This is a genomic window from Nocardioides mangrovi (assembly GCF_020073815.1).
Lineage (GTDB): Bacteria > Actinomycetota > Actinomycetes > Propionibacteriales > Nocardioidaceae > Nocardioides > Nocardioides mangrovi.
Window position 1 is genome coordinate 34,057 of the sequence record NZ_JAIQZJ010000027.1, and the last position, 6,624, is coordinate 40,680.

A 6,624-nucleotide genomic window follows, 5' to 3' on the forward strand; every position below is an offset into this window, starting at 1 on the left:
CCTCGCCACGTGGAGGGTGTGATCGGGGTCGAGGACCCGCGGACCGACGACGTGCGCCGCCTGCTCGAGGCGCACCTGGCGCTGATGAACGCGTCCAGCCCGCCCGAGGACGTGCACGCACTGGACGTCGAGGCCCTCACCCATCCGTCGATCACCTTCCTCACCTACCGGGTCGACGGGGAGCTGATCGGGGTCGGCGCGATCAAGGACCACGGCGACGGACAGGGCGAGCTCAAGTCGATGCACACCGCGGCGGCCGCGCGCGGCCGAGGAGTCGCCGGCCTCCTCGTGCAGCACCTGCTCGACCTCGCCGTCGACCGCGGCATGACCCGGGTCAGCCTGGAGACCGGCACCCAGGACGTCTTCGCACCGGCCCGCGCGCTCTACGGCCGGCACGGTTTCGTCGAGTGCGGCCCCTTCGCGGACTACGACCTCAGCCCGTCCAGCGCCTTCTTCACCCGTGAGCTGGAGGTCGAGTCGTGGACCGCCTGAACCGCCTCGCGGAGTACGGCGTCACCGAGCGCGCCGCCCTCGACGAGCTGCTCGACTCCCAGTGGGCCGGTGTGCTCTCGACCGTGGTCGGCGGGCAGCCCCTCGCCGTACCGATGCTCTACGCGCGCGACGGCGACCGCGTGCTCCTGCACGGCTCGACGGGAGCAGGCGCGCTGCGCGCCGTCGCCGCCGGCGCCCCCGCGGTGTTCACGGTCTTCGCGGTGGATGCGCTCGCGGTCGCGCCGACCACGTTCGAGTCCTCGGTCAACTACCGCTCCGCGACGATCCGCGGCCGGCTCGTGACCCTCCCCGACGACGAGCGCGAGGCCACGCTCGACCGGTTCAGCGAGGTGATCCTCCCGGGCCGTACGACGGAGGTCCGTCCGTCGAGCCGCAAGGAGCTGGCCGCGTCGCTGGCGATGGCACTCCCGATCGCCGACGGCGGCTGGCTGCTCAAGGTCAGTGGCGGCTGGCCGGCCACGCCCGAGGAGGCCGACGCGGACCCCGACGTCTGGAGCGGGCTGGTCCCGGTGCGCACGGTCCTCGACCCGCCGCTCGCGGCGCCGTGGGCGGAGGACCTGCCGGTCCCGGAGTCGGTACGCCGGCTCAGCGCAGGCGACTGAGCAGGTCCTGGCGCCAGGCCTCGGTCTCGGCGATCTGGTTGAAGGTGAAGACGTGCAGGCCCTCGACCAGCGCGGTCGGCTCCCCGAGGGTCGGGGCGCACTTCTCCAGGAACCGCTCGCCGGTGAAGCCGCCCGGTGCGGCCAGCCGGGCGAAGGTGCCCTTGTGCTTGGCCAGGAAGCGGGTCGACTCCCCGACGCCGATCTTGGTCGCCATCGCGAGCAGCTTGGTCCGCTCGACCGGGCCCGGGATGCCGAGCAGCAGCGGCATGGTGATGCCGCGGCCGCGCATCCGGTGCACCCAGTCGCGGATGACGTCGGGGTCGAAGGTCAGGTTGCTGACCACGTGGGTCGCGTAGCGGCGCTTGTCCCACATCGACTGCACGGTGAGGTCGTCGTGGATGGTCGGGTGCGACTCCGGGTAGCCGGTGATGCCGACCTGGGCGAACGGCCGACCGAGCTCGCCGAGGTCCTCGAGCAGGCTCAGCGCGTCGGGGTAGTCGCCCGCGGCCTCGGCGTCGCCGCCGGGCACGAAGACCCGGCTGATGCCCTTGCCGGTCAGCCGGTCGCAGATCTCGGCGAGCTCGGCCCGGTCACGCACCATCCGGGCGGCGACGTGCGGCACCACGGCGTACCCGTGGCCGGTCAGCCGCTCGGCCAGGTCGAAGGTCGCCTCGAGGCCCTTGCCCGGCGACGCGGTCACCGTGACGGTGACGTCGCGGGGCACGTTCGCGAGCACCTTCTCCTCGGTGCTGGCCGTGGGCAGCACCTCGTAGCGTGCCTGCTCGAGGAGCCGGACCAGGGTCTGCCGGTTCGAGATTTTGTTGCGCATAGAGCAACCCATTTCGTGATGCGCACCGCCGAGCCCGAGTCTAGCCGTCCCGGGCCACCACCGGAACAGCCGGCGTGCGGATCGTCAGCCACGAGATCACCCCACCCGCCGCGAGCAGCACCGCGCAGACGACGATCGCGTCGCCGTACGCCGCGTCGAACGCGTGCGGGTCGGCGTACTCCTCGCCGGTGAGCCCGACCGCCACCGGCAGGGCAGCGACCGCGAGCAGCGAGCCGGCGCGGGCGACCGCGTTGTTGACGCCGCTGGCGATGCCGGCGTGCTCGTCGGGCGCGGCCGCGAGCACGGTCGCGGTCAGCGGCGCGACCATGAGCGCGAGACCGAGGCCGAAGACGGTGAGGCCGGGGAGCACGTCGGTCCAGTAGCTCACGTCCTCGCCGACCCGGAGCAGCAGCAGCGTCCCGGCCGCCATCACGAGCGGCCCGAGCGTCATCGGGATCCGCGGACCGATCCGGGTCGCGAGCTCACCGCCTCGCGAGGCGAGGAGCAGCATGCAGATCGTGATCGGCAGCGTCGACATGCCGGCCTCGAGGGCGCCGTACCCGCTGACCGTCTGGAGCTGGAGCACGAGGAAGAAGAGGACGGCGCCCAGGGCCGCGTAGACGACGAGGGTCATCGCGTTGGCGGCGCTGAAGGTGCGGTCCGCGAAGATGCCGAGCGGCAGCATCGGGTGGTCGCTGCGGCGCTCGTCGACCAGGTACGCCGCGGCGCCGAGCACCGCCACCAGCAGCGCGACGTAAGCCGCCGCACCGCCCCACGAGATGAGCGCGTAGGTCAGTCCGCCGAGCGCCAGCGCCGCGCAGACCGCACCGCCCAGGTCCAGCTCGCGCGGCGCGTGCGGGTCGAGCGTCTCCGGCACCGCGCGCTGGGCGACGACCACGGTCACCGCCGCGAGCGGGAGGTTGATGAGGAAGATCCAGCGCCAGTCGGCGTACTGCACGAGGGCGCCGCCGACGAACGGCCCGATCGCCGACGCGATCCCACCGAGGCCGGTCCACGCGCCGATCGCCTTCGCCCGGTCCTCGCGGACGAACGCACCCTGGATCATCGCGAGGCTGCCCGGGGTGAGCAGCGCCGCGCCGAGCCCCTGGAGCACGCGGGCGGCGATCAGCACCTCCGGGTCGGGCGCGAGACCGCAGAGCAGGGAGGCGATCGCGAACCAGACGGTGCCGACCACGAAGACGCGGCGCCGGCCGAAGCGGTCGCCGAGCGAGCCGCCGAGCAGGATGAAGGAGGACAGCGAGAGCAGGTAGCCGTTGGTGATCCACTGCAGCTGGGCCAGCGACGCGCCGAGGTCCTCGCCGATGGTGTGGAGGGCGACGTTGACGACGGTGCCGTCGAGCATCGTCATGCCCGAGCCGAGCACCGCGGCCAGCACGATCGCGCGTCCCGTGGCGGTGCCGAGGCGCACCCCGGCCGGGCCAGGCAATCCAGGGACGTCCGTCACACCGAAGACGGTATCGGGGACATCCCCGATGTAGGTCACCCTTACTCGCACCTAGGATCCCGTCATGACGCGCGCGTCCCTGAACGAGTCGAGGCTCTCCGAGCACGTCGACCGGCTCGGCCTCGAGCACCCACCGATCGACCTCGACTCGGTCGACTACGCGGTGGCCCGCCCGGACCTCTTCAACGAGCGCTACGGCCACGTGCTCGACTACATGGCGCGGGTCGAGCTCGAGGTCGACCGCAACGTGCTGGAGCTGACCACGCTGCTGCCCGACCCGCCCGAGATCGACCGCCGCTTCTACGCCGAGGTGTGGCAGCCGCAGGAGACCCGGCACGGGCTCATCCTCGACAAGCTCCAGGTCGAGCTGGGGCGGCCACCCGCGACGCCGGACCTCACCTCGATCGGCGTGAAGATGCGGATCCTCGGTGCACTCGCCCACCTCGACGCCTTCCAGGACGTCTGCCGGATGCTCTACTACCTGACCGGCATGGCCACCGAGCGCTCCGCGGTGCTCGCCTACAACCTGCTCCACGACGGCGTCGTCGAGATGCGCGAGACCGCGGTCGCCGAGACCGTGATCGCGCCGATCAAGCGTCAGGAGCCGGGCCACTACGCCTTCTACCAGCTCTCCGCCCGCGGCCTCTGGGGCCAGCTCGCGGGCTGGCAGAAGTGGATGGTCCGCCGGATGCGGTCCTTCTCCTTCGCCCCGGTCGGTGCCAACGACGACCAGCAGAAGGCCGACTTCGGCGAGCTCATGCGCACCCTCCACATCGACGAGCGGGCCGACGACTTCGCCCAGCAGATCTCCCGCGTCGAGCGGGAGCTCCTCTGGGCGCACCAGCGCGGCCTGCACGTCCCGCCGTACGTCGCCAAGGCCTTCCGCGAGGCGGTCGAGCTCGCCCGGCTGCGCCGCGCGGCCTGACCTGTGCGCTAGGCGCGGAGCGCGCGTCCGGCGAGCCAGGCGATGCCGTCGGCCGTGGCGGCCGGCGAGCCCGAGGGCTGCATGACGTGGCTGAGCACGACGCGCACCACGAGGTCGACGGCGATGTCGAGGTGGGCGGCGTCGAGGCCGGTGTCGTAGGGCGCGACCCGCTCGCTGACCACCTGCTTCGCGACGGCCAGCAGCGACTCCGAGTGGGTGGTCAGCAGGGGCAGCAGCTCGGTGTCGGCGCCGTGGGTGGCGGAGACGACCGCGTGCAGCAGCTTGTTGTCACGGGCCAGCTCGAGGACGCCGTACGTCGCTCCTCGGATCGCCGCCGTGAGGTCGGCCGGCTCGGCGTCGAACGCCGCGGAGACGACCGCGAGGAAGCGCGCCAGCTCGCGGAGGATGACCGCCTCGGCGAGCCCCTCCTTGGAGCCGACCTCGTTGTAGACGGTCTGCCGGCTGACCCCGACCCGCTCGGCGAGCGCCGCCATCGTGACCGCCGACCACCCGGACTCCGTGGTCATCGCGACCGCAGCCTCGACGATGCGGTCCCGGGTGGTCACAGCACTCAGGCTACGGCCTCGAAGTCGACCTTCTCGCGGACCCCGCAGTCGGGGCAGCACCAGTCGTCGGGCACCTCGCGCCAGGCCGTGCCGGCCGCGAAGCCCTCGAGCTCGTTGCCCTCCTCGACGCGGTAGGTGTAGCCGCAGCCGGGGCAGCGGGCCGCCAGGACCTCCAGCTCGGGGGCCTCGTCCGTCCCGGGGTTTCGAGACGGTTGCTGCGCAACCTCCTCAACCACCGCGACGGGGTACCTCGCCAGGATCCTGTCCCGCTTGCGCGGGCTGAGGTTGGCGCGAGAGAGGTCACCGTCGAAGTGGGCGAGGACACGGGGGTCCATCACCCGCCGCCAGACAGCGGGCACGATGGCGAGCACGATCATCCCGGCGTACCCGGTCGGGAGCACCGGGCTCTCCTCGAAGTCGCGCAGCGACTGGTAGCGCCGGGTCGGGTTGGCGTGGTGGTCGCTGTGCCGCTGCAGGTGGTAGAGCAGCACGTTGGTCGCGATGTTGTTGGAGTTCCACGAGTGCGACGGGTCGACCCGCTCGTAGCGCTGCCGCTCGCCGACGCCGACCTTCTGACGCAGCATCCCGTAGTGCTCCATGTAGTTGACGACCTCGAGCAGCGAGAAGCCGACGACCGCCTGGATCACCAGGTAGGGCAGGATCCCGACGCCGAGCCAGGCGATCAGCGCTCCCCAGAGCACGGCCGACATCAGCCAGGCGTTGAGCACGTCGTTGCCCAGCCGGAAGGGGTGCTGCTGGCGGCGGGCGTAGCGACGCTTCTCGAGGTTCCACGCGGACTTCAGGGAGCCGCCGACCGTGCGCGGCCAGAACTGGTAGAAGTTCTCGCCCACCCGCGACGAGGCCGGGTCCTCGGGGGTCGCGACGCGCACGTGGTGGCCGCGGTTGTGCTCGATGTAGAAGTGGCCGTAGAAGCTCTGGGCCAGCGCGATCTTGGACAGCCAGCGCTCGTTCTCCTCGCGCTTGTGGCCGAGCTCGTGGGCGGTGTTGATGCCGATGCCGCCGATGCACCCGATCGAGATCGCCAGGCCGACCTTGTCGATCGTCGAGAGCGCCGTCCCGTCGAGGGAGCCACGCGAGACCAGCCACATCGCGCCCACGAAGCCGGCGTACTGGATCGGCAGGAAGAGGTAGGTGATCCACCGGTAGTAGCGGTCCTGCTCCAGTGCCTCGATGACGTCGTCGGGCGGGTTGGAGCGGTCGAGGCCGGCGACCAGGTCGATCGCCGGGACGACGACCAGGATCACGATCGGGCCGATCCAGAACCAGACGCCCCAGCCGGTCAGCCACCACAGGCCGAGGCCGACGCCGGCGAGCGAGGGGACGACCAGGCCGATCAGCCACAGGTAGCGCTTCTTGTCGGTCCAGGTCGCGGTCGACCCGACCGGGACCGTGCTGTTCGCGATCTGTCCTGCCATGTCCGAGATGCCTCCTGCCGGTGACGGCGGTCACGTCTGGTGGTTGACAAGACCCTAGGAAATGTCAACCCGTTTGACAAGAGGGCATTGAATGTAAACCTCGCGGGTGCCGGCCGAGCTTTGTCGGCCGGCCGATGAATCTCCCCCGCGTCCCGGCTAGGTGTAGTTCCCCGTGACGTTGTGAACGCGGTCGGCGGGAGTGAGGCCTCCGATGCCGGTATGGGGTCGGTGGTGATTGTAGAAGTGGAGCCAGGCGGCGTAGGTCGCTGCGCGGGCCTCGTCGGAGAG

8 protein-coding genes are annotated in these 6,624 nt (G+C 71.4%); 3 read left to right on the top strand and 5 right to left on the bottom strand.

Annotation, left to right across the window (positions count from 1 at the left end; translation table 11 throughout):
* Positions 1 to 9: 9 nt before the first annotated feature.
* Both K8U61_RS24085 and K8U61_RS24090 read left to right on the top strand, forming a co-directional pair.
* Entirely contained in the window at positions 10 to 492 is a 483-nt protein-coding gene (locus K8U61_RS24085; protein WP_224125557.1) for a GNAT family N-acetyltransferase, read from the top strand.
* The gene (locus tag K8U61_RS24090; protein ID WP_224125558.1) at positions 480 to 1,115 is read left to right on the top strand and encodes a pyridoxamine 5'-phosphate oxidase family protein; all 636 of its coding nucleotides are present in this window, start codon (positions 480 to 482) and stop codon (positions 1,113 to 1,115) included. The genes K8U61_RS24085 and K8U61_RS24090 overlap by 13 nt, the downstream gene beginning before the upstream one ends.
* Here the strand turns inward: K8U61_RS24090 and K8U61_RS24095 are convergent.
* Both K8U61_RS24095 and K8U61_RS24100 read right to left on the bottom strand, forming a co-directional pair.
* Positions 1,099 to 1,944, bottom strand: coding sequence for a methylenetetrahydrofolate reductase (locus K8U61_RS24095; RefSeq protein WP_224125559.1), 846 nt, complete (start codon positions 1,942 to 1,944; stop codon positions 1,099 to 1,101). The genes K8U61_RS24090 and K8U61_RS24095 overlap by 17 nt on opposite strands.
* A gap of 40 nt (positions 1,945 to 1,984) precedes the next feature.
* Entirely contained in the window at positions 1,985 to 3,409 is a 1,425-nt protein-coding gene (locus K8U61_RS24100; protein WP_224125560.1) for an MFS transporter, read from the bottom strand.
* Positions 3,410 to 3,473: 64 nt separating this feature from the next.
* Here K8U61_RS24100 and K8U61_RS24105 point away from each other — a divergent pair, with 64 nt between their 5' ends.
* Positions 3,474 to 4,334, top strand: a complete 861-nt coding sequence (locus tag K8U61_RS24105; protein WP_224125561.1) for a GTP-binding protein LepA — start codon at positions 3,474 to 3,476, stop codon at positions 4,332 to 4,334.
* Positions 4,335 to 4,342: 8 nt separating this feature from the next.
* On the opposite strand, the gene K8U61_RS24110 is transcribed toward K8U61_RS24105, so the two are convergent.
* From K8U61_RS24110 to K8U61_RS24125, 3 genes are all read right to left on the bottom strand, one after another.
* A complete protein-coding gene (locus tag K8U61_RS24110) occupies positions 4,343 to 4,900 on the bottom strand; it encodes a TetR/AcrR family transcriptional regulator (RefSeq protein WP_224125562.1) in 558 nt (185 codons plus the stop codon).
* A gap of 5 nt (positions 4,901 to 4,905) precedes the next feature.
* A complete protein-coding gene (locus K8U61_RS25275; RefSeq protein WP_272491989.1) occupies positions 4,906 to 6,336 on the bottom strand; it encodes a fatty acid desaturase in 1,431 nt (476 codons plus the stop codon).
* A 156-nt stretch (positions 6,337 to 6,492) separates the two neighbouring features.
* Positions 6,493 to 6,624 (bottom strand): integrase core domain-containing protein (locus K8U61_RS24125; protein ID WP_224123671.1); only part of this gene is annotated, 132 nt, incomplete at its 5' end.

Coding starts and splice junctions, on each gene's coding strand:
- K8U61_RS24095 (WP_224125559.1), bottom strand. CDS start 1,944: ATGCGCAACAAAATCTCGAACCGGCAGACCCTGGTCCGGCTCCTCGAG.
- K8U61_RS24105 (WP_224125561.1), top strand. CDS start 3,474: ATGACGCGCGCGTCCCTGAACGAGTCGAGGCTCTCCGAGCACGTCGAC.
- K8U61_RS25275 (WP_272491989.1), bottom strand. CDS start 6,336: ATGGCAGGACAGATCGCGAACAGCACGGTCCCGGTCGGGTCGACCGCG.